The organism is Nocardia otitidiscaviarum (assembly GCF_007362295.1).
In the GTDB taxonomy this organism is placed as follows: Bacteria; Actinomycetota; Actinomycetes; order Mycobacteriales; family Mycobacteriaceae; genus Nocardia; species Nocardia otitidiscaviarum.
Genome location: NZ_CP041695.1, coordinates 2,301,441 through 2,323,918, shown reverse-complemented (window position 1 = coordinate 2,323,918; position 22,478 = coordinate 2,301,441). Strand labels below are relative to the sequence as shown.

Here is a 22,478-nt window from a genome sequence, read left to right as displayed (position 1 = left end):
CCCACCGACACGTGGGACCGATGCCGCACGCACAACCCCACCGGTGGGCGCGGAACCCAACCGCGACAAACCCTATCGGCCCACCGGTGGGCCGCGCACTCCCCCACCGCCCGACCCCCGGGCCCAACCTCCGGCGGAGACGTATGACGACGGCCGATACCGACGGCAGCGCCCTGCGCCTGCTGTCGACGATCCTCACCCACTTCGACAGCCTCGACGCCTTCCTCGCCCAACTCCACCACGAGCTCGACGGCCCCACCCAGATCCTGCCCCGCATCGACCCGGACACCGTGCCCGCACCGCACCCGCCCCGGCCGCCGATCCCCCGCATCTCGATCGGCAGCACGGGTCGCCACGCGCGCCGCGACACGCGACCCCCGTCCCGCTGGCAGACCTAGCCCTACCGCCGTTCGAACACTCGAATCCCCAGGTGCACGCCGCCTTTGGACCTTCCGCAAGACCCGGCGAGGTTGCGGCCACGGGGCCATGGCCAGCACACGCATACCCCCGCACCCACTGGAGCTGAGACAACCGATCCGGCGCTGCCGCCACCACCTACTGGGACAGCTCGCGCTCCGGCCGATAATCCGACCGATCACGGGCACCACCTTGTGATGGCCGCCACTCTGTGCTCTCATCAATGGTACGCAGACACGGTGAGCGTTTCAGTGCCTCACCCTCTGCGAGAGTCTCGATGAGGAGCAGTGGACATGGACGATCTCAACAGGCGATTCGCGCTGAAAGTCGGCGGGGCTCTAGGTGCTTTCGGTGCGTTGGCCGCCATCGCACCCGCGCGGGCGCAACCGTGGACCTGGTCACCGGAGGGGTCGGTGGCCGGAACCGGGAGCGGAACCGATCCGATGTATGTCTGGGACGCCGAAGCCGATCCGGTGATCGCCCGTCTCATCGACAGCGGCGACGTGCCTCGTGTCAACGAACTGCTGCGAACCTGGACCCGCAACGGGCAACCCCTGCCCGCGGGACTGCCGACGGAACTGCGCGACTTCATGGAGTACGCCCGGCAGCTGCCGCACTGGACCGACCCGGCGAAACTCGCCACCGCGGTGGACTTCAACAAGAAACGCGGCCTCTACCTCGGTGTGCTGTACGGGCTGGCCAGCGGAATGATGAGCACGGTCATCCCCAAGGAGGCCCGCGCGGTCTACTACTCCAAGGGCGGACACGACCTGCGCGACCGCATCTCCAAGACCGCCAAACTCGGTTACGACATCGGCACCCACAATGCCTACGCCCCCGACGGCGAAATGGTGGTGACCTGCGTCAAGACTCGGCTCGCCCACGCCGGGGTGCGGCATCTGCTGCCGCGGTCGCCGCACTGGAAGGCCATGGCCACCGAGGAGATTCCGATCAGCCAGAACGACATGATGGTCACCTGGCACAGCCTCCCGACCACGGTCATGAAACACCTCACCGCCTGGCGGGTGCCGATCCCGGGCAACGAATCCGACGCCTTCCTGCACTCCTGGCAGGTCGCCGCGCATATGCTCGGCATCCGCGACGAGTACATCCCCAACTCCTGGGCGGAGGCCGATTCCCAAGCGGCACAGGTGCTCGACCCGATCATCGCGGTGACGCCGGAGGGCGCGAAGCTCGCCGACCGGCTGCTCGGCCTGGGCAACCAGCTCGATCTGTCCATCGTCACCCGACCGGTACTCGGCGCGTTCACCCGCTTCCTGCTCGGCGACCGGATCGCCGACGGCCTGGGCATCCCCCGCGAACCCATCTGGGATCCGCTGCTGCGCGTGAGCTGGGGACCGTTCATCGCCGTCCGCGAGGGTGTGCTCGCCGTCGTCCCACCGACCCAGGAGGCGTACTGGATGTTCGACGAGTTCCTGCGCCAGGCCGCCCTGATCTACCTGGCCGACCTGCGCATGCCCATCAGTATCGAAATCCCCACCATGAACCGCGATCTCAGCCAACCCCCGCGCTGACCACTCACCTCCAGGAGTTCTCCCTCATGCGTACCCCCCTGCACATCGCCTTCGCCTCGATCGCGGCGGCCACCCTCGTCACCACCGCCGCCCAGGCAGCCGCCGAACCCGCCCCCGCACCGACCCCCGCGATCACCATCGCCGACGGCACCGGCTCCTCGGCCCTCGATTCCGGTTCGGCCGCGGCGGACTCCCTCGCCCTGTTCGCACAGCAGGGCAATGTCATCGGCATCCTCGCCCTCCTGGTCGCCGCGCCCCTGCACATCATGACCGGCGCCATCTGCGACATGGCCACCCTGTCCGCGCTGCCCAGCCCCTGCGCCCCCAGGGTGTACTGAGCCCGTCCGACACCGGCGCGGGTCCGATTCCACGGCCCCGCCGCGTTTGCCGACCGGCGCTCCCGGCTACCTCGAAACAGCAACCGCCACCGAACCGACCGGGAGACGCCATGCGCTTCGGACCGTCGCCCCGCGCCACCGACGCCGACCGCGAACAGGTCATCGGCCTGCTCCGAACCCATCTCGCGGTCGGCACCCTCACCCCGGAAGAGTTCTCCGCCCGAGCCGAATCCGCCACCCGCGCCCGCCGCGGCACCGACCTCGACCGCCTGACCCGCGACCTCCCCACCACCACGATCACGACAGAACGAAACCCCCTGCGCCCCTTGATCACCGGCGCCCTCGTCGCCGTCACCGCATTTCTGCGGCTGCTGGTCGTGGTGCTGGTCGTGATGGGGATCGGCGCGATGCTGGGCGGCTGACGACGACAGGGGCGATCCGGACCCGTCGCCCGGGCGCCGATGCCCCGGAAACCGGCGGCTGTGCCCGGCGCGATGCCACTGATAGCGTCCGACCCGCCAGCGACAAGCACTCGGCCACAGCGGAGGTCAGCAACTCATGCGCACACTGTCTCGTCCGATTCTCGTCCTCTGCACCGCCGCGGCCCTGACCAGCGGAGCCGCCGCACACGCCGATCCCACCGCCACCACACCGGTCTCCGCCAACGCGATGAGCTGGTCGGCCGAATGCGCGGCCGGGCTGCTCGCCGGATTGGTCGCCGCACTCACCACCGGTTCCTCCGCAGCAGTTGGCTGCCCTACCTGACAGCACCGCCCCTCGATCCCGCCCCTAGCGCGATCGGTCCCGGCCGTCACACCGCGCGCGACTCCACCGCGCCGGTCGGGGACGCTCCCGACCGTCATCGGCCCCCGGTCGGTTCGAACGGTTCAGCCATGGCTTTCTCATCGGTGACCGTCACGGCATCACCGCGAGACGCGCTCCACCGGTAGACCGGCCAACATCCACTCCAGCATGCCTTCCTCGAGTCGTTTGACTTCCCGCCCGGATCGCTGGGCGATCTCGACGGCGTCGGGTGCCATGACGCAGTACGCACCGCGGCAGTAGGCGACGATGTCGCGGTCGGCGGGGAGTTCGGCGAGGCGAGTGGTCAGTTCGGACAGCGGGATATTGATCGCGCCCGGGATATGGCCCGCCCGGTACTCCTCGTGCGGGCGAACGTCGATGAGGGTGACTTCTCCGGCGTCACGGCGGCGGATCAGTTCGTCACGGGTGATCGCGTCTTCAGGTGCGCCGAGGACGGCCGCCGCGGCGACGGCGACATCGGCCAAGTGGGCTTCGGCCACGGTCTGCACCAGGGCGAACAGGCGGGCGACGTCGGTTCCGGCCAGCCGGTAGTACTGGCGCGTGCCGTCCCGGCGGGCCCGCACCAGACCACCCGCCTTGAGCGCCTGCAGGTTCGCCGAGGCGGTGGTCAGGTTCATGCCGGTCGCGGTGGCGATGGCTTCGACGGTCCGCTCCCCCTGTGCGAGCAGGTCGAGGATCTGCAGCCTGCGACCATTGCCCAGCGCCTTGCCGACTCGGGCGATCTCGTCGAATAGGGCCGCCTTGCGGCCGGTCGGCTCACTCACGCTTGCTTCTCCAATACTCTATGGAATAACTTATTCTAATGCGTCGCCCGCCGCTCCTCCATGGCGGAGCCGGCCGAGTGGAACGAGGAGCCATGAGCAGAACCGTCGCCCTGCTCGGCACGGGTGTGGGCGGGTTGACCGCCGCCGCCACCCTGCGCGACCCCCTTCCCGCCACCGATCGAATCGTCCTGGTCGACCGTTCCTTCACCGACGTTCTCGGCCTCTCCCTACCGTGGGTGCTGCGTGGCTGGCGCACCCGGAGCAGATCACCGTGCAGCCCACCGAAGCCGAAGCCGCGGTGACCGCCCATCAGGTGGCGCGTTATCTCGGCTGCGACGCACCCGATTCCCGCTTCACCGGCGAGGGCGCATGCTATGTGGAGCTCGGCGGTGAACTCGCGGCCAAGGGCGAAGGCGATTTCCTCGCCCGGCCCGCGCCACGGGTGAGCCTGCGAGAACCGTCGACGGCCTACCACCGGGAGAAGGAGCAGCAGGAGCGAGACTGGTTGGCTCGCTGGAATATCCGTTCGTGATCCACCGCCCGGGACGCCCGTGAGGGTGCGCCCGGGCGCACAACGCTTCAGGAAGAACGCTCGTGTCGCACAGCACCACCGATATCCCCTCCTCCCCCGATCTCGCACTCGCGCAGCGCCGCGTCCTGACCGTGCTGGTGTCCGCGCAGATCCTCAGCGGCGCGGGGCTGGCGGCGGGGATCACGGTCGGCGCGCTGCTGGCACAGGACATGCTCGGGTCGACCAGTCTGGCCGGACTGCCCAGCGCCCTGTTCACGGCGGGCTCCGCACTCGCCGCCATCGTGGTGGGGCGGCTGTCGCAGGCGCGGGGGCGGCGGCCCGGGCTGGCCGCCGGGTACCTCACCGGCGCGGTCGGCAGTCTCGGTGTCATCGCCGCAGCCGTCGCGGACAATCCGGTCCTGTTGTTCCTCGCACTGTTCGTCTACGGTGCGGGCACCGCCACCAATTTGCAGGCCCGCTACGCCGGAGCCGATCTGGCCACGGCCTCCCACCGCGGCCGTGCCGTGTCCACCGTGCTGGTGGCCACGACGCTCGGCGGTGTCGTCGGCCCCAATCTCGCCGCTCCCACCGGAAGTCTCGCCGAGACGGTCGGCATTCCCCATCTGGCCGGGCCGTTCCTGCTCGCCGCACTGGCGTACACGCTGGCCGCGCTCGTACTCGCGGTATGGCTGCGACCGGACCCGCTGCTGCTGGCCCGGGAACTGGGCGGAAGTGATCCGGTCGCCACCGCGACCGACGACCTACCCGACACCGAGGGTTCCGGCACGGGCATCGCGACCGGCGGATTCGTGATGGCGCTGACCCAGCTGGTCATGGTGGCGATCATGACCATGACACCGGTGCACATGCTCCATCACGGACACGGCACCGCCGCCGCCGGACTGGTCATCGCCATCCACGTGGGCGCCATGTACCTGCCCTCCCCGCTGACCGGCTGGCTCGTCGACCGCTTCGGCCGCCTACCCGTCGCCGCCGCGTCCGGGGTGACCCTGCTGGCGGCGGGCATGCTCGCGGCCCTGTCCCCCGGCGACTCCGTTGCCCTGCTCGCGCTCGCGCTGGCTCTGCTCGGACTGGGGTGGAATCTCGGTCTCGTGGCGGGCACCGCCATCATCACCGACACGGTGCCGCTGGCCACGCGCGCCAAAACCCAAGGCGCGGTGGATGTCTCCATTGCCGTCGCGGGCGCCACCGGCGGTATGGGCTCCGGACTCATGGTCGCCGCCACCAGCTATCCGACCCTGGCACTGGTCGGCGGCGTGCTCGCGCTGGCCGTCGTCCCGACCGCCGCGCTCACCGCACGACGACACCGGTGATCCCGGACCGCACCCGGCCGTGAGAGCTACTCCCGCCGTGCCGCGCCGACCTGGCTGCCGTCAGCCGCCATGGTGTTCTCCGCCGCGCCATCGTGCGAGAAAGGCAATGGGCAGGAGGGAGATTCGCTGCACGCCAGCAGGTCATCGCACCCGGCCGCCACCGCCGCGCGCAGCGTGTCACGCCTGGCGGTGAGCTCCGCGAGCTCGGCCTCGATCTCGGCCAGCTTGGCCTCGGTTCGCGCGCGCAGCCCCACCCCGGGACGCCGCTCACCCCCGATCCGCATGGCGGCCAACAGATCCGCGACCTCGACGAGGGTGAAGCCCAGCCGCTGCGCGGCCTTGATCAACCGCAGCACGGTCACCGTCCGCTCCGGATAGATCCGATGCCCGCCCAGGGAGCGTTCCGGTGCGGCCAGCAGCCCGCGCCGCTCGTAGTAGCGCAAGGTCTGAATGTTCACCCCGGCCGCGCGCGCCACCTGACCGCTCCGCAGCCCGGTCATGCCGACCCGCCCGCAATCGCGCGGGCGGCCAGCCCGTCGAGCACGCCGACTCGCGCGGGTGGCACCTCGATGTCCATGCACACCGATCCTTCTCCGACAGTGGTGAATTCGAAGGCGAAGAACGAGCAGCAGTCCGACTCCACGGCAGCCAGCTCACGCGCCCGGGATACGGCGGTGCTGTCCAGATCCAGCCGCAACCGGGTCGGCGACACCCGCTCCACACCGTGCACACCGTCCCGGAAGAGCGCGTCGAATTCCGCGAGCCGCGACAACTGCCCCTCGGACGGCAGCGTGCACGCGTCCACCGCCACCCAGGCCCGATCCGAAACGCCTGCCACCGAGTCGATATCCATGTCGCCGATCCGGCGGATCGGTGATTCGTCGGCCATGACCCGCACCTCCTCCTGCGCGAAGACTCTGCTGAACGCTCTCCCCGAGGCTAAGCCTGTACCTCGGTACAGGATGCAACCTCGGCGCAGCCGAGCACCCTTGCCACCACTCCACATGTAGTACTACATTCCTAATCACTCCAATTGGAGTACTACACATTGGTCGGTCAGCTATTGGCTGCACCGCTGCGGCCGACCGGGGAAGGAACAGCCCTCATGCGCGACGTGAACCTCTGGAGTGAAGAGTTCGGCAGCCCGTCGGATACGCCGATCCTGCTGATCATGGGCTCGATGTCGCAGGGCATCCTGTGGCCCGACGAGTTCGTGGACCGACTGGTCGGCGGAGGCCGCCGCGTGATCCGATACGACCACCGCGACACCGGCAGATCGGACACCATCGATTTCGCGACGGCTCCGTACACCTGGCACGACATCAAGAACGACGTGTACCGGGTGCTGGACGCACACGGCCTGGACAGCGCCCACCTGGTCTGCCATTCGGCGGGCGGGCTGCTCGGCCAGTTCATCGCCGTGGAGCGGCCGGACCGCGTGCGGTCACTGACCGTCATCGGATCCTCACCCCTCGGCGGCGGCGAAGGTCAGGTCCTCATGCGCGCACTGCTGGGCCAGCCGCAACCCGAAGACAGCCTGCCCGAGCCGTCCCCGGAGTTCGTGGACTTCTACCGCACGCTGCTGGCCGCCCCACCGCCGGAGACTCGAAAAGCCCGGATAGACACCATGATCGCCGAGCAGCGCGTCCTGCACGGCGCCGAGCTGCCGTTCGACGAGAACGCGGCCCGCGCACTCCAGGAACGGATTCACGACCGCGCCCGCGACCTGTCGGCGGTAGCCAATCACCGGCTGGCCGCCGCGGCCGAACCGAACTTCGAACCGGTGGGCGTGCTGCACCGGGTGCAGGCGCCCACGCTGGTCATCGAGGGCAGCCAGGAACCGGTCAAGCGCGGCCACGGCGCGATCATCGCCGAACGGATCCCGAACGCGCGGTTGCTGATGATCGCGGGCATGGGCCATACGCTGCCGCCGCAGGTACACGAGAAACTCGCCACCGCCATCCACACGCACACCACGGCGTGATCGATCCGGCGCGCCCGGCGGCGACGGCCGCGAGGTACGCACATATCGCGTAGCCGCCGCATCGGACGTCAGCGGTCGACGTGGCCCGCTCGGGAGGACGAGTAGATGGTGGGTCGAGGAGTGAGCGAGATGGTTCCGCCGGTGACGAGGCTGCCGTCGTGCTGATCGCCGTGATAGCGGGTGGACAGCTGAGACCAGCGCAGGTTGCCCGTCATGGTGTAGGCGATCCCGCCCAGGTAGGCACGGATGTCGGACCGCGACCCCAGCGGACCGGCGCGGACCGCGTCGCAAGCGGCGACGAAGTCGGCTTCCGCCCGGTGGATCAGCTCGACCAGTGTATCGACGGCGTGCTGCAGGGTCAGGCCGTCGCGGTGCAGCAGAACCAGAATGAGGTTCATCGCCTCCTCGAGATCGAGTTCCTTGGCGAAGGAGTACAGGTCGTTGACCAGCGCGATATGTGCGATGGCCCGGGCACGGACGGTGCGGATCTCCGGTGCGTCGGCAAGCTCGCCCAGATCGATGCCCAGCGCGTACTCGACGTGGGTGGTGATCCACCAGCCGTAGACATTCGTGAGTCGTTCACGCATGTACCGGTCCGGGTCGAGCGTGATGCCGTCCTGCCGCCGCACCGCCTCGGCGAGGTGACTGTCGGCCATGTCCCGCCACGCTTGTCGGGATCTGCGCGCCAGGTGCGGCGTCATCCGCGCTTCGGCGGCCGATATCACGTCGTGTACGAACCGGTGCGCCGACCCCTCCGGTGGTCGATCGTCGTCGAAGACCCGGCACCAGCGTTCGTGCAGCCGGACGGTCGCCGCTCGGTCGGCGTGGATGCCCGGCTTGCTGAAGGTGTCGTCGTAGATGGTCACGCCCATCATGAGATTGACCAGATCGAACGTGCGGTCGCCGAGGGTATCCGGGTAGGCCAGGCAGCCGTAGTGCGGGATACGCTGCTGCAGGTACCGTTCGGTCCGGTCCGCATCACCGAAGTACTCCCGCAGGTAGGGGCGCGCGAACGCGCCCGACCGCGCGTCCAAGTCGGCGCAGTCACGATGACATCCGTGCGGCAGCCGGGTGACGACCTCCGGTAGGCGAAAACTGGTGGGCAGGGCGATCACCGGTCGTCCTTCCGCCGCAGCACGATGCTGTAGGCGGAGACCTGATCCCTGGCGAGGGCAGCCGACATATTGTCGGCCATCACCCGCAGCTCCTCCACCGGCCCCGACACGCCCTCCGGAAATGCCCGCTCGATATTCACTTTGACGTCCCGAAACCAGTGCGCCACATCGCCATTGGACGGTAGAACGCGCATGTCCCGAATCTCGAAGGAGTTGGCTTCCAGTACACCGGCGAAGTACTCCGGGGTCTTTCGGTTGCCGCATGCGAGCCGGTCGACCTCATCGGGAATCTCCGAGACGTAGGCATCCAGCCCGCCGGTCGGATCACCGCGAAAGAGAGTGTCGGAGATGATGACGATTCCGCCCGGAGCGACCCTGTCGGCCAAGGCCGCGACCGACGCCTCGTAGACGTCGTTCGGGAAATGCGTGTAGACACCACGAACGATCACCAGATCGTAGGGCTGCTCGGGATCGGGCAGCAGACCCACGTCCTGACCGTCGCACAGATACAGCGACACCCGGTCGAGCAGGTTGTGATCACTCAGATACCGTGCGCAGTAATCCAATTGGCGAGGGCTGATATTGATGGCATCAATGCGGAGGCACTCGGGGAACCGCCGGGCCAGCAGGTAGCAGAGAAAACCCCACCCGCAGCCCAGATCCAGCATCCTCCCGATGCGGGGACGGTCGGCCCCCAGCAGTCCGGCCAGTCCGAGCTGCCGATCGAAGAACCGAACACCCGCCTCTCCCAGCGACAAAGCCCGCGTCGCACCTTCGTAGACACCCCATTCGAACAGGCACGTGTCCCCCAGCACCTGCCGCCAGATCTCCGGGGAGTCGTCGTAGGTATGAACAACCTTGTCCCGATACGGGTTGGTTCGCGGACTGTCGACAACCGTGTAGCCCGCTGTGCCGCCCGACCCGGGAGCCGGAGGACATCGCCTGGTCCCGCGCGTTACACCCCCGGAGAATCGCGGCAGCGCAACGCCTTCGGTTCGCTGGTCGTGAAGTTCGAGCTTGCCGAGCGCTCTGTTCACTGTCATCACCGGTTCCGATCTCGTCGAGCACGAGCGAGGCGAATAACCGGTCTCAGGCTAGCGCGGACAGCGGCCCCGACGCCCTGACCGGTTGTGCCACACCGTGACCGATCGAGCCACGGTTCCCATCCCGAAGTGGGATGTGCATCGAATCCTCCGAAGGTGACTTGCCCGTCGACGAGGTTGGAGGTAGTCCATGGTGTGCTCGGCTCGTAGTCTCGCGCGTCGATGGCTGGTGGCGGCGGCTGCCGGGGTCGTCGTGCTCGGCGGTGTGGTGGCCGCCGGTCCGGCGGCGGCGGATTGGCCGGCGTCCCAGCAGAACTTCCGGATCGCGAGCGTGGGTGTCTCCGGTGCCTGTGTGAGCGTGGTGGGCGAAGACGTGGCTCTGCGGCCGTGCACGACGCCGGTCGGCGCAGATCAGACCTGGACGGCGCTCGACGGCACCTACTCGACGCGCCTCGGGAACCCCGCGACCCGCACCTGCCTGCTGTACGAGACCGACAACGGCGTGCACTTTCGGACCGTCGATTGCCGCGACACCAGACTCGGCAATCAGGAGTGGCGGTACGTCCTCGTCAAGGGGTATTCGGATCGCGGAGTGATCCACCAGCGCAACTTCGGACGCGGTCCCCTCACGTGCTGGAGTGCGTTCACCTCCGGGGACGGCTCGACCGGCACCGTCGGCGGGATACGACTGAACTCCGAGTGCGACTCGATCAAGGGCGATGCGCTGCCGCGAGCGAATATGTGGACGGTGACCCCCGTCGGCTGAGAATCGAGTGGCCGCGATGACTGCGCCGCGCATATCCGGCGTCAGTCAGGCCCGCGATCCAGTCGCGGCGGTCCACAATCGGCCCACGAATATGACCGGTCGGAGGCGGAAACCGCCTCTGGGTTCCCCCGAAGTAGTGGACATCCGAGATAGCGGGACCGATGGTCCCTGGAAGGATGTTCCTCATGCATCGTCCGCGTCGATCGTATTCGCCTGAGTATCGGGTGGAGGCGGCGCACCGGGCGATCGATGCCGGTCGGTCGGTGCGAGAGGTCGCTCGTGAGTTGGATCTGCACGAGAACCTGCTACACAAGTGGGTGCGTGACGAGCGCCGTCGCATGGCCGCGGCCGGAAAGACCGATCGCGGCGGTCGGGAGTCGAATGACAAAGGTGGGCAACCACTTTCCGACGACGAACGGGCCGAGTTGATGCTGTTGCGGGCAAAGGTCACCGAGCAGTGCGCCTATTTCGATGTGACCTGGATGGCCGAACTGCTCGGCGTATCGACCTCCGGCTACTACCGGTTCCTGCAGGTCCGAGCCGATCCGGAACCCTCGCCACGGCTGCAACGGCGCCGAGACCTGGAGGTGAAAAACCTCGCCCATCACCGTGCCTCGCGTGGCACCTACGGGTCGCCACGCATCACCGCGGATCTGCGGGCCGAGCGTGAGCGGGTCTCGAAGAACACCGTCGCGCAGGTCATGGCCGACCTCGGGATCGAGGGCATCAGCCCACGCTCGTTCAAGACCACCACCCACGTCGTGGCGAATCCCGATATCGAACAGCGCCTGGTCCAGGTCGTGCACGAGCACCAGCGCGTAGCGCCCATCGGTGAGAAGCATCTGCCCGTTCGCCTTGGTCGCCCAGTCGTTGCCAGGCGGACGCAACCACCACCCGCGGGCGACGATCTCCACAGCATGCAGACACCACTGCCGCGAGCTGAGGAATCCGGTCTTCTCCTTCACCGCCTTCGCGCCGACCACCCGGCACACCGGTTCGGGTACACAGCCTTTCCGCTCGAGCAGTGCCAGGAACTCCGCGACCAGCCTGGCGCGCGGTCGACGGTCGCAGGCGGCGGACGCTGCCGCATCGCGCGCGGAGGCATCGAGCTTGTCGAGATCGCTTTCCCAATCAACCAGCGCTCGATTCTTCCACCGACCGCCGACACCTCTGCTGAAACGTCTGGGCCGCAACGGGATTAGTGAACGGTAGACATGGTCGCTTCGGCTCTGATCGATACCGTCGACGTGGTCTCGGGCCGTTTGGATCACGACCACGGTCGCGCACCCGGTTGTAATGCTCACCAACCCCGCAGCCACCGTCGCCCGCGCCTCCGTCACCGCCGTGCGCACCGCGTCACCAACAACCCCGACCTGGAGCGGCGTTCGGGTTGGGGTCTCGAATGCTTTCGTGCGTGTCGGAGGTGCTCTCTACGCTGAGCGTCGTGCAGCGCGACGAATACCGGTACTGGTCCTCCGACAAGCGATTCGAGCACCTTCTCGATCAGCTCATGTCGCTGGATTTGGGTGCCTGGTCCGTCGGCGAGGTGCAGGACGCTCTGTCGACGCTGGGATGGAAGCTGCTCCCCGTGGATCCGCCTCAGGCGGTCGATCGTGCGCTGTGGCGCAAGCAAATCGTCGGGTGGGAATTGAGGCCGGGGCCGCGTGCCGGGTTTGCGACGGTGATGGTGTCCAACCGTGATCCGGCGCAGGCGGTCAAACTGACGGTGAATCTGTCGTCCGGCATCGACTTCGATATGGACTACAACGACGGTCCCGACTACGCGGAGGTCGCGTTCATTCAGTCGGCGTGGTGGATACTCCTGGCCCGCCTCGGGGGCGGTCCACCGGTGTGGAGCGGCCCCAGCGTGCGCCCGGCCGTCCGGAACTGGCCGGGTTTGCGCATGGTGTGGGAACGCCCCGGGACGAGCTGGGCCCTCGGGCTCGACAGCGACCAGGTCGTGCTGGAACTGATCTGTAGCGCCACCACTGGCAGCGCGCGCCAGGAGCCGAGCCCGGTATGGCACGCCACCGAACCCGCGGGGTCGTCGACGCTTGTCCGGCGCATACCGGGAACCAGATGGGCCGACGTTCACGCACGCCTCACCACCGCGTTGTGCACCCTGTGTACCGACATACCCACTCTCCCCGGCCAATTCGAACTGCGCCTGCGATCCGCTGCCGACCCCGCACGCGAGGTCGGCGCACGCAACCAAGGCAACGCTCTCGGGATCGACGCACCGGCAACGATCTCCAGCACTCCAGCGGACCACTGGATAACCCACGGGTGGACGCAGCAGAGCGACAAATGGTTTCAGTTCTTCTACCACGCCAGATTTCGAGCCGCGGAGGTCGCCGCCGCAGCCGAGCAGATGGTGAATGCTCTATCGGCGCTCGAGGTGGAACCCTCGGAGCTGGAGTACCACGGTTGCATCGATGCGCGGAACCGATTGCTGCGGCTCGACCTGCCCGTATTCAGCACCGACCACGACAGCGACCTCTAGCCGCGAGACATCCTGAACGACAGCAGTTCCCGCCGAGACGGTCGAGTTCGGTCTCCCGGTCGCGCTCATGTCAGTGCGCGCCCGCGCGTGCCGCCATGCGATCGACCAGCTGTATGGCATCTATCCCCGATGCGGGTTCGTCGGCGGTCCCTACCTGCACGGTCACCACCGTGCGACCGATCCGAGCCATGATCGAGTCCACCACGGTCACGATCGGTCTGCCCTTCATCGTGATCACTGCCTTGGTCCGCAGCGCGACACTATCCTCGCCCACCGTTCGGTAGTCCAGCAACGTGACCTCCACATCGATCGAATCACCATCGAGTTCCTCAGGTCCCGACCTCGACACCTCGGTCATGCAGGGTAGAAACCTCGGATGCCGCGGCGTCGCGAGGTCAGCAGCCGCCTCCTCGGCCGACGCCATGATGTCGACCTCCGACGAGATCACAACCTCCGGGTTGTTGTTCTTCGAGGCGAAACGAGTCTGCGCCCACGGCCCGGACCGCCCCGCCCGCACTGGGTCGAGACCCAGGCACGCGACGAGTTCCGGGGTCCACGGATGCTTCTCCTCCTCCGGGCGCGACGTATCGGACTCGACCTCCCGCGTCACCCGATACCCCCAGGGAAGATCGGCGAGCGACAGCAACACCGACTCGGCGGCCCGCCGATCAGCCTCCACACCCGAACTCTCAGCGGGGGCCTCCGCGGGTGAGCAGGCGAGGGCTGCTACCGACATCGAAACCCCCACGGCCACCAACGAACACCTCACCCATCTGCGCACCACACGATCACGCTATCGCGATTCCGGGCGCACGCGGCCCTGGGGACCGCGGATTACCGCACGAGCGGCGGATGCCCGCCCTGCTCACGAGGTTGGGTGGTGGCGGGCATCCGATGCCGCCACTCCATGACACCGACGAGCATGGTCGCCAGCCCGAGCACGAGAAGAGGTAGGCCCCAACGGAATCCGACGTAGCGGCGGGGGAAATCCGAGAAGTACACCGCGCTGGTGTTGACGTAGCCGACGCACAGCGCCAGCGGTACACCGAGGGCGACCACCACCGCCACACCGAGTATCCATCGCCCCAGCGCCCGTGCCTGGTAACGCCCCGGAAGCAGGGTGGTGACGACGATGGCGATGGTGCCCAGCAGCAACGCGGTGATACCCGGTACGCCGCGATCGTGCAGCGACCACAGCGACAGCGTGTCGCGGTCGCGGTTCACACTGAACAGCGGCGCGAACATGCCGGCGAGCACGGCAACCGCACCGACCGCGCTCACCATCTGGAGCGACTGACGTAGCGACCCCTCTGACATGGGCACCGTCCTACGAATCGGGAGGGAGGTGGATGTCCTGCACCGGGCGGGGTAATCCGGGCGGGTCATGGTCCCGGTCGACATCGAGCAGCCGGTAGGTGCGGACGCGCTCGGCGGCGCGGTGGTCGTTCAACTCGCCGCGGTGCTCGGGGTGCTCGTGGTAGAAGCGCAGCAGCCAATAGGTCGCGGGCGCACCGATCTTCATGAATCGGACGTCCACGCGCAGCACACGCGGGGTGGGGTGACGGTAGGAGCGCACGTCCAGCTTCAGCATTCCGCTTTCGTGCTGGGGCAGGGGCGTGATCGCCACGATGTCCTTCCAGGCGATCGAGGCCGCGAAAGGCAGTAGCCCGCGGGGCACGGTCACCGCGCGGGAGGTCAGGGTGAGGCGTCGAATCGATCTGTTGAGCACATAGCACGGCAGATACAGGGCCGTGACCACGACGATCACCGCGAGGACGATCGGTGCCGGGGCTCGGGCGCTGGCCGATGGCGGCAACTCGGTGAGCACGTCGGCGGCCAGCACGGTCGTGCACGACACGACCGTGCACGCGAGAAGGCCGGTCATCGCCAGCGTTGTCGCCGCGGACTGGGCGATCACGGTCCGGCCGGTCGTGGGTGTGATCTCGTGGCCGTCGACGTGCAGGCGGTCTCGGGTGTGCTGCCGGGATGGGTGCCAGTGCGCACAGGCACAGAAACAGCAGCCCGGAGGAGATCAGGAACAGTGTGGTCGGCCACCGGTACTGCTCGACGGTCCGGATACCGGACACGATCAGGTACAGCCCGACCGGGCTGAACGCCACCAGGCCCGCCCATTCCATGCCGGACAGTCCTTCACCCCAGCCATCCGGGACGGGGTAGTACGTGCGCACCGACCGGCGGCCGCTACTCGTCGAGTCCACGAGTCACCCGGATCAGCAACTGCACCGCCGCCGTGACCTGGTCATCGGACATAGCGAGCTGTCGCGTCTCCGGCCGGTCCCGCGAGTACTGCTGGTTGACATCGAAATCGCCGATCCAGTGGCCGATATAGGTTTTGACGCTGAGATGGCCCGTTTCGCGCTTGTCGCTCAGTAGCACCGGTGAGCTGTACCCGGGTTCCGGGTACAGCTCGGTGAGATCGACATCGTCGGCCGAGCTGCCGGTCCGCTTCATGCTGATGAAGCCGGACAGCTCCGAATCCGATTCGACTCGGCACACGACCAGCGGGGCCGAGTCCTCGGGCAGAGCGCGGTCGAGTGGCCAGTTCGAGCGTTCGATGCGGACCCCGACCGCTCCCACCCCGGCGAGGAAGTCCCGCACCGGTTCACACAATTCCCGCGAGGTGTGCGCACGCTTGGTGGTGGTCGCAGCTACCGCACTGGTCGGAGCTGTCGTGGCCCGACCGATATCCGGTGCGTCCGCGATGACCGAGCATCCCAGCAGCACAGGCGATATCGCCACCATCAGCAGTGGCGTGAAGTACCGCACCCGTCCCCCCAAACATCAACATCTAACACTCTCTCGAACAGTAGTCGACCACTTCCTGCGTCCACGTGTCATCCCCGGTCAGCGCGTGTTGATGGCGACGACCGCGGGCCGGTCGCACACGTTCGCGCCGACCGGGTCGGTGGGTGTGCTGGTGCGTTGCGACCCGTGTTCGCAGACGACGGCGACGACGTGGGAATCCTGGACCAGTACCGCGGACGGTTCGTCGATGCGCGCGTAGTCCGGGCCGATTCGGCTGCCATGGAAGAGCAGTTGGTGCCGGTGGGGGTCGTTCTTGTCGGGGAAGGACGTGTCGATCTCCGGCTTGCCGTCCAATGCCGAGGACACGACGGTCTGCGGCCTGCGTGGACCCTGATCGGGGTGCGGGCTCAGCGGATAGCCATTCGTGGTGGTTTGCGGGTAGTGGTCGATCTGAAAGGTCTCCACGTCGACCACGGTCGCCAGTGAGGGCTCGTTCTTTCGCGAGGTGTAGGCGGCGACGTAGCGTGCTCCGGCGTCCCGGATTCCGAACTTGGGTTCGGGCAGTTCACTCGGCAGGTCATAGGTGGTCCCGGTCGCGGTGTCGACGACAACCCACTGCTGCGGCCCCGCCGGCTGCCACTGATCCCACCGGATCACCAGATATCGTCCGGCCCGCACCCACTCCCCCAGGACCGCGTTCGGCCGGGTCACCTCCCACCGCTGTCGACCGGACGCGGCATCGAGAGCAACAAGCCGGTCGGCTAGGAACAGGAACACCGAGGCGTCGTCGGCGTCGTCCTCGGCGAGGCTCACCGGCGTCCCGCCGGCGTCGACGGCCGCGGAAACAATCTGGTATCCCGACAGCTGGTAAGGACCCGACAACGGGATCTGCCAGCGGATTTCGCCACGCACGCCACAGCTACCGGCGTCACAGAACACCGGCACGCGCTCGCGCGATCCTGGCCCGGTCCCGTCCTGCCCGCAGCCAGCGCCCGCCAGGAGCAGCACACCCGCGATGGCAGCCGTCGATAGAATCCTCATGCGCCGCACCGCCTTTCGGCGCAGGTGAACAGTGTCGCTGTGGTATCGACGGAGTAGTCACTCCTGGTCAGGAACCCTCGATGAATGAAATACCGCCACACCGCGACAGTGGGAAACCCCTCAGGGGAGACGACGAGTTGCAGCCAAGAACGGCCGAGCAGCGTGTCGCCGGACACGGCGAAGCGGTTCTCGTGCCAGTCCCAGTTCGCCAATCGGCGCACCTGATGCCGGGTGCAGTCGACGCTTTCGCAAACGTAGAGCACCAGGTCCGCGTCGGCGGGATCGACCGTGGCCAGCATCGGCATCCCGTCCGGACCGATGCTCAGCGCCGGCGGCGCGTGCCCATGGCCTGGAGTGGTGATCCGCGCGGTTCGTGGTGTGCGGCAGGTGATATCGGCGCAGACCGTGGTGTGGATCGACCCATCGTGCACGTCCTGGTAGGCGAGGACGATCTGCCCGTCCGGTGTCACTACGACCTGCGGCGGACCGGGGTTGTGCACCGCTTCGGGAACGACGGTGACCGTCTCGGCTACCGTGCCCGCCGTCACCGCGGTCAGCTTCAGCACACGATCGGCGGTATAGGCCAGCACCAGCGACCCGTCCGGGTGCTGGGTCAGCCGCGGCGCCCCACCGAACACGCTCATCTGCTCATAGGGCACCGTCACCGGCATCGCGCAGTCGCTGGGGGTGCAGTCGAACACGGAGAAGGTGTCTTCACGGGGCCCGTCGAGCAGGGCCGCGGCGAAGCCGGTAGCGGTCTCGGTCACCGAGGCAAACATTTGCATGAGCCCGTCGACGTGGCCGCTGTCCTCGTCGTAGCGGCGAATCTCGGTCTTCTCGCAGCTCGAGTCGTCGCCGAGGCAGTACCACGCCGTGATCCGCACGGCGGGGCGGGAACGCTCCTCATCGAGCCCGAATACGGTGCCCGCCCGCGTGATCGCGACAGCACGACCGGGCAAACCGTCGCTCACCGGCGCGTCGAACGGATACCACAGCCCAACCCCGACCCGCTGCGTCGTCGTCGCGACACCGGTGGCCGTGGCAGCGACAACCACCCCGAACGCCGACACCGTCGCAACCGCCACAGCAGCCACGCGTGTGCCCGCGGGACGTCGTGTGGCCGCCACGCCGACCTCCCGCCGCCACAGATGATTCATGACCAACACCGCCAACGCCGCCGCTACCGCGATGACCGCGAGCGGGATCCACGGCCGGTCTGTCTGGATACCGATCAACCAGTACACCGCGGCGGCAGCGGTCGCCACCGGCACGCAGCGCACCAGCACCTCCTGCTCCGGCCCGTCCAACGCGCGATCGACCACCGCGGTACGCGCCAGCCGCTCCGGAATCGCCGGAGACCAACGCGCCCACAGGGCCAGGCCGATCAGCGTCGCGGCCGTGAGGATCTGCCGATCCGATATCTCGGTCCACCGCATCACCAGCCACGCGACCCCACCCAGGCCCGCGACGACCCCGCACAACTTCACGGTCACCACGAGGCAGCCGAGCACCCGGTCGCGCCACGACCCGTCGACGGGGCTGCCCTCGCTGTCGCGGACATCCACCAGCGCGGCCACCACCACCGACCCCAGCGTCATCACCACCAGCAGGACACCGACAACGGCGTTCGCGACAGGCCAGCGCAGCGACTCCAGGCCCGTGTCGATACGCACCATGCGCGGGTCGGTGAACGAGATCCGGCCGAGGATCACCAGCACCGTCGCCATCACCGCCGCCGGTAGCACGATGATGCCCACGGCCCGCGCGAGCCGATACACGAAATTCACTGTCTCCCCCAGTCCCTCATCGCTCGAGACACAGCGGCCGCGAGAACGCGCCCCACCTGCCCGCACGTAGACTACAAGCGGATCATCAGCCAGCCCACCGTCAGTGGGGCATCACCGAGTACGGTCGGGGGAAACGGTGGTGCACATCGGCGCACGACCAGCACGTTGGGGCTCGCGTTCTCGCTCCCGATCCTCCCAGGCGGGCTCAGCAGCCGTCCGCGAACCCCTCTACGGTCTGAGTCAGCCTGTGCTGCGCGATCACTGAGTCGCCTTCTCCCTGCTGAGCCGCCGACAGCAGGAGCGGCTGCGGCGATCGGGCTCTACGGCTCGCTGCTGCGCCTGCTGACTGGCCTCGACACGCTCGAGGTGGCCGCCTCCTACCGGCCCTCCCGGCGCGCAGTAGCCAAGGGACTGCTGGTCTATCCCGCCGCGCCCGTGTCCTACTGGGCGGGCGGCGTGCGCGGGCTGGCCCGCCTCACCCGCGATGTGATCACCGGCCATGAGAGAGTGCAGCAGCGTACTCGGGAAGGCAGCGGATGAATCGTGACAGCGCACAGGGCGTGTTGCCGATCTTCTCCAAGTTCATATTCTTCGACTGGTACAACACCTTGTCCACCGCGAACTTCTGGGACAGCATCATCGGCAACGCTCGCCACCCGCTGTCCTCGCAGATGCGTGCTGCATTGGAAGATCTCTTCCGCCGACGCAAACCACTGGTCGGCGAGTGGATGCGCGGCAAATACACCGACGCCGAGATCATCGCGACACTGAACGTGCAGCTGCCAGCCCGCTACCGGACCGACTATCTGCTGCGAGAACTGCTACGCGACTGCCGCAACGCGCCAGTCGATCCGGATATGGCGAGAATCGTCCGCGCCCTGCGGCCTAGCGCGTTCCTCGCCGTGGCCAGCGACAACATGGCATGCTTCGTCCATGCGGCACCGAAAGTGCTCAGCGCAGAGCTGCATGTCGACGAACTGCTCGTATCAAGCGATGTCGGATCGTTGAAGAAAGAAGCCCCTCACCGATTCTTCGGCCCCACCCTCGACCGCTACGGCCTAGCCCCCGCTGACGCGCTCCTCATCGACGACTGCACCGACACCTGCGCGGTCTTCCGGTCCTGGGGCGGGACAGCGATCCACTTCACCAGCGCTACACAACTACGCCTCGAACTCGCACATCTCGTTCCTGCCGGACTGCCCGCCACTTACTGAGCATCATCCCGGCGAGGTCACACGGTGGTGCACCCGTTCAGCGATGCGGTGGCGATGGTCCTCACCGAGATCGGGGCCTTCCAACACTCGTAGAGCCGACTACGGTCGGCCTGGTGGCAGGTGCGGAGCCAACACTTCTCCGATCCCGGTGAGCGCGTCGCACACTGCGGCGTGACCCATGCCGCCGCTGTAGGACGGGCGTGATGCCCACGCCTGCATGCGGACCATCCCGACCGTGCCGCCCCCGCGTACGCCCTGGGGGATGTCGAAGGCGAGCATGCAGCCGGTATCGCCGTGCGAGGTCGAATCCACGCGCAATGCTCGTCGCCCACCGACGGTGACCGGCTGGAATCCGGTGTAGTGCGTGGGATGCTGATAGATCAATTGGGTGAACCTCTGCGCGGCTGTCGATTCGACATCGAGGGTGAATCCGTTGCCGTCCCAACGGCAAGAGGCGCTGTCCGCGAGCACCGTGCCGCGATCTTCCTTGGACGCGATGTCCAGCCCGGCACTCGTAATCGCCGAGTCGGCTAAGGTGCACGGATCCCAGACCTGCACCAGATCAGTGGTGGCGGGCGGGTCGTCGTCTTCCGGGGCCCCCGGTTGCAGCGTCCATCCGATCGTCTTCTGCGGCAGCGTGTCCTGTAGACCTCGGACGAGGGCCGCGGTGATCTGCTCGGCTCCTTCGGACAGATCCTTCGTCAGGTCCGTGGAGTCCGTGACCGGCATCTGCGGACCGCCGGACCAGTTCATGCCCGAGGTGGTGACATCGATGTCGATATTGCTGATCCGGGCGCGGGCCCTGGCCTTGGCCGCGTCGAGCCAGTCGCGACCGGTCCAGAGGATGGCGGTATCGCCGATGCCGGGTAGCGGTGTCGCTTCGCTGGTCTCGTCCATTCCGAGGGAGTCGGGTGTGGCGCTGGTCCTGAGCATGGTCCAGTGGGTGGGTGACTCGCCGACGGCACTGAGTTGGATCGTCACCGATCGGGCCAGCGGTCCGGCGGCCGGGTAGCTGTCGGTGCGCGGTACCGGTTGGTCCATGGTGAGCGCGCACGTGACACCTTGCACCATCTTGTTGTTCACCACGTACTGCGTTTGCATCCGACTGTCGGCGCTGTACAGATCGCCTGCGAACGCGTGCAGCGATGCCTCGAGCATCGTGTCCAGGCCATCGCACGCGGGCACGGAGGTGAAACCCGTTGGCGCGGCGGGTTCGTCGTCCTCGACGGAATATGTCAGCGAGCAGCCGGTGGCGATCGCGATGCTTGCGACCGCGGTCAGCACGATCAGCGCTCTTCTCATCGCCGGAATTCCCCCCATGTCGATCTTGACGTGCGCCAGCGACGGTAGCAGGTGCGATCAGGGTGAGCCCTCAGGTGCGAGGCCGCACGAGAATGTCAGTGGTGCGAGCTGGGCAAACGTCATTGGGTGTCAGTTCGGGTCGCATGAAGATGTCAGTAGAGCGGTTCGGTTAGGCCCGTGGGGTGGGGCTGCTGATGATGCGGTGGATGGTGGAGCGGCCGACGCTGTACTCCTCGGCCAGGTCCGCGAGGCTCGCGTCGTCGTCGGGGTCGTGATAGCGGCGATGGATCGTTTTGCGTGCCGCCAGAGGTCGTTTCGGCGCTTTGCCCTTGAGTCGGCCTTTCGCGCGGGCCTTGGCCATGTCCTCGCGGGTGCGCAGGTGGTTGAGGTTGGCCTCGAATTCGGTGACCATGGCCAGGGTTTGCAGGAAGAGCTTGCCGAACGGGTCGTGCCAGTCGTAGATCGAGGTGCCGAGCCCGAACAGCACGTCGCGCTCGCGCAGACCGGTCAGAATCTCCCCGGCTTCGGCCATTCCGCGCGAACCGGTCGAACTTCGTTGTCGTCAGCACCACCTGACGCCCGGTGATGGCCGCGGCGGCCGAGGTGACCGCGGCGAGCGCGTTATCGAGCCAGTGGTAAGCCTGCGGCCCTAGTCGAGATCGCCCCTTCCCCATCGCTGGGCAGCGGTGCCATCCACTGATTCTCGGCCGAAGTGGAACCGCCCTACTCGGTCAGGCAACGAATCCCGGAAGAGATCGAACATGCCATTCGCAGGCAGCCGGCCGGAGAGCACGGCGACTGGTCTGTCCGCGCCGACCTTCCGCAATGCCTCCAGCAACCTCTGGACTACCCCCAAAGTAGGCCTCGGCCCGACATGCCCGCAAACATCTGGCATCCGCTGGCGAACAGCCCATATGGGACGTTCACCGACCGCGCGGCGACGGTTTCCGAAGACGGCGTGAGACCACCCCACGCACCCGTTGACTACCCCTGTGCCCGTCAGCCCCGGCACACCCGGGGTAGGCGCTGTGGTCCACAATTGGTCCACAAAACGTGACCGGTCGGAGGCGGGAACCGCCTCCGACCTGGTCGGGCTGACAGGATTTGAACCTGCGACCACTTGACCCCCAGTCAAGTGCGCTACCAAGCTGCGCCACAGCCCGTGGCTACCGCCGTCGCGGTGCCGGATGAGATTACCTCGAGGAGGGGCGGATTCACCTAATCGGGGTGGGG

27 protein-coding genes and 1 tRNA gene are annotated in these 22,478 nt (G+C 67.5%); 14 read left to right on the top strand and 14 right to left on the bottom strand.

Annotated elements, in window-relative coordinates; genetic code table 11:
* Window positions 1–143 precede the first annotated feature (143 nt).
* The 5 genes from FOH10_RS10080 (at window position 144) to FOH10_RS10060 (ending at window position 3,055) form a co-directional block, all read left to right on the top strand.
* Complete coding sequence (locus FOH10_RS10080; RefSeq protein WP_143980503.1) at window positions 144–398, top strand: hypothetical protein; 255 nt, start codon at window positions 144–146, stop codon at window positions 396–398.
* Window positions 399–710: 312 nt separating this feature from the next.
* Window positions 711–1,952 carry an oxygenase MpaB family protein gene (locus tag FOH10_RS10075; RefSeq protein WP_143980502.1) on the top strand — a complete coding sequence of 414 codons (1,242 nt, stop codon included), beginning with the start codon at window positions 711–713 and terminating at the stop codon, window positions 1,950–1,952.
* Window positions 1,953–1,978: 26 nt separating this feature from the next.
* A complete protein-coding gene (locus FOH10_RS10070; protein WP_143980501.1) occupies window positions 1,979–2,290 on the top strand; it encodes a hypothetical protein in 312 nt (103 codons plus the stop codon).
* Window positions 2,291–2,400: 110 nt separating this feature from the next.
* Window positions 2,401–2,712 (top strand): DUF1707 SHOCT-like domain-containing protein, encoded by a 312-nt coding sequence (locus FOH10_RS10065; protein WP_143980500.1) that lies wholly within the window; start codon window positions 2,401–2,403, stop codon window positions 2,710–2,712.
* A gap of 136 nt (window positions 2,713–2,848) precedes the next feature.
* The gene (locus FOH10_RS10060; protein WP_143980499.1) at window positions 2,849–3,055 is read left to right on the top strand and encodes a hypothetical protein; all 207 of its coding nucleotides are present in this window, start codon (window positions 2,849–2,851) and stop codon (window positions 3,053–3,055) included.
* 158 nt (window positions 3,056–3,213) lie between these two features.
* On the opposite strand, the gene FOH10_RS10055 is transcribed toward FOH10_RS10060, so the two are convergent.
* Window positions 3,214–3,879, bottom strand: a complete 666-nt coding sequence (locus FOH10_RS10055; protein WP_143980498.1) for an ArsR/SmtB family transcription factor — start codon at window positions 3,877–3,879, stop codon at window positions 3,214–3,216.
* Between the two features lie 92 nt (window positions 3,880–3,971).
* On the opposite strand from FOH10_RS10055, the gene FOH10_RS10050 reads away from it, so the two are divergent.
* From FOH10_RS10050 to FOH10_RS10040, 3 genes are all read left to right on the top strand, one after another.
* On the top strand, window positions 3,972–4,181 hold the full coding sequence (locus tag FOH10_RS10050) for a hypothetical protein (RefSeq protein ID WP_143980497.1): 210 nt from the start codon (window positions 3,972–3,974) through the stop codon (window positions 4,179–4,181).
* Window positions 4,151–4,411 carry a hypothetical protein gene (locus FOH10_RS10045; RefSeq protein ID WP_143980496.1) on the top strand — a complete coding sequence of 87 codons (261 nt, stop codon included), beginning with the start codon at window positions 4,151–4,153 and terminating at the stop codon, window positions 4,409–4,411. The genes FOH10_RS10050 and FOH10_RS10045 overlap by 31 nt, the downstream gene beginning before the upstream one ends.
* A 62-nt stretch (window positions 4,412–4,473) precedes the next feature.
* Entirely contained in the window at window positions 4,474–5,724 is a 1,251-nt protein-coding gene (locus tag FOH10_RS10040; protein ID WP_143980495.1) for an MFS transporter, read from the top strand.
* A 26-nt stretch (window positions 5,725–5,750) separates the two neighbouring features.
* On the opposite strand, the gene FOH10_RS10035 is transcribed toward FOH10_RS10040, so the two are convergent.
* Window positions 5,751–6,224, bottom strand: a complete 474-nt coding sequence (locus tag FOH10_RS10035) for a MerR family transcriptional regulator (RefSeq protein WP_143980494.1) — start codon at window positions 6,222–6,224, stop codon at window positions 5,751–5,753.
* On the bottom strand, window positions 6,221–6,613 hold the full coding sequence (locus FOH10_RS10030; RefSeq protein WP_244961845.1) for a hypothetical protein: 393 nt from the start codon (window positions 6,611–6,613) through the stop codon (window positions 6,221–6,223). Before FOH10_RS10030 ends, FOH10_RS10035 begins: the two co-directional genes overlap by 4 nt.
* Before the next feature lie 216 nt (window positions 6,614–6,829).
* On the opposite strand from FOH10_RS10030, the gene FOH10_RS10025 reads away from it, so the two are divergent.
* Complete coding sequence (locus tag FOH10_RS10025; RefSeq protein WP_143980493.1) at window positions 6,830–7,708, top strand: alpha/beta fold hydrolase; 879 nt, start codon at window positions 6,830–6,832, stop codon at window positions 7,706–7,708.
* A 68-nt stretch (window positions 7,709–7,776) separates the two neighbouring features.
* Here FOH10_RS10025 and FOH10_RS10020 read toward each other — a convergent pair whose 3' ends face one another.
* Window positions 7,777–8,823, bottom strand: coding sequence for a terpene synthase family protein (locus tag FOH10_RS10020; RefSeq protein WP_143980492.1), 1,047 nt, complete (start codon window positions 8,821–8,823; stop codon window positions 7,777–7,779).
* A complete protein-coding gene (locus FOH10_RS10015) occupies window positions 8,820–9,866 on the bottom strand; it encodes an SAM-dependent methyltransferase (protein WP_143983982.1) in 1,047 nt (348 codons plus the stop codon). The genes FOH10_RS10020 and FOH10_RS10015 overlap by 4 nt, the downstream gene beginning before the upstream one ends.
* Window positions 9,867–10,056: 190 nt before the next feature.
* On the opposite strand from FOH10_RS10015, the gene FOH10_RS10010 reads away from it, so the two are divergent.
* The 3 genes from FOH10_RS10010 (at window position 10,057) to FOH10_RS10000 (ending at window position 13,135) form a co-directional block, all read left to right on the top strand.
* Window positions 10,057–10,632, top strand: a complete 576-nt coding sequence (locus FOH10_RS10010) for a hypothetical protein (RefSeq protein ID WP_143980491.1) — start codon at window positions 10,057–10,059, stop codon at window positions 10,630–10,632.
* A gap of 161 nt (window positions 10,633–10,793) precedes the next feature.
* Entirely contained in the window at window positions 10,794–11,834 is a 1,041-nt protein-coding gene (locus FOH10_RS36255; RefSeq protein ID WP_143980490.1) for a transposase, read from the top strand.
* A 212-nt stretch (window positions 11,835–12,046) separates the two neighbouring features.
* Window positions 12,047–13,135 carry a hypothetical protein gene (locus tag FOH10_RS10000; protein ID WP_143980489.1) on the top strand — a complete coding sequence of 363 codons (1,089 nt, stop codon included), beginning with the start codon at window positions 12,047–12,049 and terminating at the stop codon, window positions 13,133–13,135.
* Window positions 13,136–13,205: 70 nt separating this feature from the next.
* On the opposite strand, the gene FOH10_RS09995 is transcribed toward FOH10_RS10000, so the two are convergent.
* The 6 genes from FOH10_RS09995 to FOH10_RS09970 all read right to left on the bottom strand — a co-directional run bounded on the left by FOH10_RS09995 (window position 13,206) and on the right by FOH10_RS09970 (window position 18,729).
* Window positions 13,206–13,781, bottom strand: coding sequence for a hypothetical protein (locus FOH10_RS09995; RefSeq protein WP_143980488.1), 576 nt, complete (start codon window positions 13,779–13,781; stop codon window positions 13,206–13,208).
* 188 nt (window positions 13,782–13,969) lie between these two features.
* A complete protein-coding gene (locus FOH10_RS09990; RefSeq protein ID WP_143980487.1) occupies window positions 13,970–14,452 on the bottom strand; it encodes a hypothetical protein in 483 nt (160 codons plus the stop codon).
* A gap of 10 nt (window positions 14,453–14,462) precedes the next feature.
* On the bottom strand, window positions 14,463–15,020 hold the full coding sequence (locus tag FOH10_RS09985; RefSeq protein ID WP_143980486.1) for a hypothetical protein: 558 nt from the start codon (window positions 15,018–15,020) through the stop codon (window positions 14,463–14,465).
* Between the two features lie 317 nt (window positions 15,021–15,337).
* Entirely contained in the window at window positions 15,338–15,922 is a 585-nt protein-coding gene (locus FOH10_RS09980; RefSeq protein ID WP_143980485.1) for a hypothetical protein, read from the bottom strand.
* A gap of 78 nt (window positions 15,923–16,000) precedes the next feature.
* On the bottom strand, window positions 16,001–16,942 hold the full coding sequence (locus tag FOH10_RS09975; RefSeq protein WP_143980484.1) for a hypothetical protein: 942 nt from the start codon (window positions 16,940–16,942) through the stop codon (window positions 16,001–16,003).
* The gene (locus FOH10_RS09970) at window positions 16,939–18,729 is read right to left on the bottom strand and encodes a hypothetical protein (RefSeq protein WP_143980483.1); all 1,791 of its coding nucleotides are present in this window, start codon (window positions 18,727–18,729) and stop codon (window positions 16,939–16,941) included. The genes FOH10_RS09975 and FOH10_RS09970 overlap by 4 nt, the downstream gene beginning before the upstream one ends.
* Before the next feature lie 366 nt (window positions 18,730–19,095).
* Here FOH10_RS09970 and FOH10_RS34755 point away from each other — a divergent pair, with 366 nt between their 5' ends.
* Both FOH10_RS34755 and FOH10_RS09965 read left to right on the top strand, forming a co-directional pair.
* Entirely contained in the window at window positions 19,096–19,269 is a 174-nt protein-coding gene (locus FOH10_RS34755) for a hypothetical protein (RefSeq protein WP_186000778.1), read from the top strand.
* Window positions 19,266–19,943 (top strand): HAD family hydrolase, encoded by a 678-nt coding sequence (locus FOH10_RS09965; protein ID WP_143980482.1) that lies wholly within the window; start codon window positions 19,266–19,268, stop codon window positions 19,941–19,943. Before FOH10_RS34755 ends, FOH10_RS09965 begins: the two co-directional genes overlap by 4 nt.
* A gap of 99 nt (window positions 19,944–20,042) precedes the next feature.
* On the opposite strand, the gene FOH10_RS09960 is transcribed toward FOH10_RS09965, so the two are convergent.
* The 3 genes from FOH10_RS09960 to FOH10_RS09950 all read right to left on the bottom strand — a co-directional run bounded on the left by FOH10_RS09960 (window position 20,043) and on the right by FOH10_RS09950 (window position 22,408).
* Window positions 20,043–21,245 (bottom strand): DUF3558 family protein, encoded by a 1,203-nt coding sequence (locus FOH10_RS09960; RefSeq protein ID WP_186000777.1) that lies wholly within the window; start codon window positions 21,243–21,245, stop codon window positions 20,043–20,045.
* Between the two features lie 169 nt (window positions 21,246–21,414).
* Complete coding sequence (locus FOH10_RS09955) at window positions 21,415–21,777, bottom strand: recombinase family protein (RefSeq protein ID WP_244961842.1); 363 nt, start codon at window positions 21,775–21,777, stop codon at window positions 21,415–21,417.
* Between the two features lie 554 nt (window positions 21,778–22,331).
* A tRNA-Pro gene (locus FOH10_RS09950) sits at window positions 22,332–22,408 on the bottom strand.
* Window positions 22,409–22,478 lie beyond the last annotated feature (70 nt).

Coding starts and splice junctions, on each gene's coding strand:
- FOH10_RS10080 (WP_143980503.1), top strand. CDS start 144: ATGACGACGGCCGATACCGACGGCAGCGCCCTGCGCCTGCTGTCGACG.
- FOH10_RS10075 (WP_143980502.1), top strand. CDS start 711: ATGGACGATCTCAACAGGCGATTCGCGCTGAAAGTCGGCGGGGCTCTA.
- FOH10_RS10070 (WP_143980501.1), top strand. CDS start 1,979: ATGCGTACCCCCCTGCACATCGCCTTCGCCTCGATCGCGGCGGCCACC.
- FOH10_RS10065 (WP_143980500.1), top strand. CDS start 2,401: ATGCGCTTCGGACCGTCGCCCCGCGCCACCGACGCCGACCGCGAACAG.
- FOH10_RS10060 (WP_143980499.1), top strand. CDS start 2,849: ATGCGCACACTGTCTCGTCCGATTCTCGTCCTCTGCACCGCCGCGGCC.
- FOH10_RS10050 (WP_143980497.1), top strand. CDS start 3,972: ATGAGCAGAACCGTCGCCCTGCTCGGCACGGGTGTGGGCGGGTTGACC.
- FOH10_RS10035 (WP_143980494.1), bottom strand. CDS start 6,224: ATGACCGGGCTGCGGAGCGGTCAGGTGGCGCGCGCGGCCGGGGTGAAC.
- FOH10_RS10030 (WP_244961845.1), bottom strand. CDS start 6,613: ATGGCCGACGAATCACCGATCCGCCGGATCGGCGACATGGATATCGAC.
- FOH10_RS10025 (WP_143980493.1), top strand. CDS start 6,830: ATGCGCGACGTGAACCTCTGGAGTGAAGAGTTCGGCAGCCCGTCGGAT.
- FOH10_RS10015 (WP_143983982.1), bottom strand. CDS start 9,866: ATGACAGTGAACAGAGCGCTCGGCAAGCTCGAACTTCACGACCAGCGA.
- FOH10_RS10010 (WP_143980491.1), top strand. CDS start 10,057: ATGGTGTGCTCGGCTCGTAGTCTCGCGCGTCGATGGCTGGTGGCGGCG.
- FOH10_RS36255 (WP_143980490.1), top strand. CDS start 10,794: ATGGTCCCTGGAAGGATGTTCCTCATGCATCGTCCGCGTCGATCGTAT.
- FOH10_RS09990 (WP_143980487.1), bottom strand. CDS start 14,452: ATGTCAGAGGGGTCGCTACGTCAGTCGCTCCAGATGGTGAGCGCGGTC.
- FOH10_RS09985 (WP_143980486.1), bottom strand. CDS start 15,020: ATGACCGGCCTTCTCGCGTGCACGGTCGTGTCGTGCACGACCGTGCTG.
- FOH10_RS09975 (WP_143980484.1), bottom strand. CDS start 16,942: ATGAGGATTCTATCGACGGCTGCCATCGCGGGTGTGCTGCTCCTGGCG.
- FOH10_RS09965 (WP_143980482.1), top strand. CDS start 19,266: ATGAATCGTGACAGCGCACAGGGCGTGTTGCCGATCTTCTCCAAGTTC.
- FOH10_RS09960 (WP_186000777.1), bottom strand. CDS start 21,245: ATGAGAAGAGCGCTGATCGTGCTGACCGCGGTCGCAAGCATCGCGATC.
- FOH10_RS09955 (WP_244961842.1), bottom strand. CDS start 21,777: ATGGCCGAAGCCGGGGAGATTCTGACCGGTCTGCGCGAGCGCGACGTG.